Origin of the sequence: Paraburkholderia metrosideri (assembly GCF_904848625.1) — a bacterium.
GTDB lineage: Bacteria > Pseudomonadota > Gammaproteobacteria > Burkholderiales > Burkholderiaceae > Paraburkholderia > Paraburkholderia metrosideri.
Genome location: NZ_CAJHCP010000040.1, coordinates 1 through 991, shown reverse-complemented (window position 1 = coordinate 991; position 991 = coordinate 1). Strand labels below are relative to the sequence as shown.

Below are 991 nucleotides of genomic sequence, written 5' to 3'. Positions count from 1 at the left end.
AGCGCCGGTCAATTGGAGACACCATGATTATCGATTGCCACGGTCACTTCACGACCGTTCCCGCCTCGTTCCGCGCATGGCGCGCGAAGCAGGTTGAATTTGCCAACGACCCGGCCAACGCGCCTTCACTCGACGGCGCTCGCGTCAGTGACGACGAAATCCGCGAAGCCATCGGCAACGGTCAACTGAAGCTGCAACGCGAACGCGGCAGCGACCTCACGCTGTTCTCGCCGATCGCCGGCCTGATGAGCCACCACCTGGGCAACGAACGCACGAGTCTCGAATGGGCCCGCGTATCGAACGACCTCGTGCATCGCGTGACCGAACTGTATCCGGATAACTTCGCGCCGGTCTGCCAGTTGCCGCAATCGCCGGGCGTGGCACCCGCGAACAGCGTCGCCGAATTGCGCCGTTGCGTCGAGGAACTGGGCTTCGTCGGCTGTAACCTGAATCCGGACCCGAGCGGTGGCTACTGGACCGGCAAGCCGGTGACAGACCGCGAGTGGTATCCGATGTACGAAGCGCTGTGCGAACTCGACGTGCCCGCAATGATCCACGTCGCTGCATCGTGCAACCCCTGTTTCCACGGTACAGGTGCCCATTATCTGAACGCCGACACGTCGGTGTTCATGCAGATCCTGCAATCGAATCTGTTCAAGGACTTCCCGACGCTGCGTCTGGTGATTCCGCACGGCGGCGGTGCAGTGCCTTATCACTGGGGCCGTTATCGCGGGATGTCGCTCGAAATGTGCGACCGTCCGCTCGAAGGCCTGCTCGACAACATCTTCTTTGACTCGTGCGTGTATCACAAGCCGGGCGTCGAACTGCTGACCAGGGTGATTCCGTCGGACAACGTGCTGTTCGGCTCGGAAATGATCGGCGCGGTGCGCGGCCGCGATCCGGAAAACGGCCAGTACTTCGACGACACGAAGCGCTATATCGACGCGTGCGAGGCGCTGTCTGAACAGGATCGCTACAAGATCTTCGAAGG

At 61.5% G+C, this 991-nt stretch carries 1 protein-coding gene; it reads left to right on the top strand.

Annotated elements, in window-relative coordinates; all coding sequences use genetic code 11:
• Nucleotides 1-23: 23 nt before the first annotated feature.
• A partial coding sequence (locus tag LMG28727_RS33860) for an amidohydrolase family protein (protein WP_201646647.1) occupies nucleotides 24-991 on the top strand: 968 nt, incomplete at its 3' end.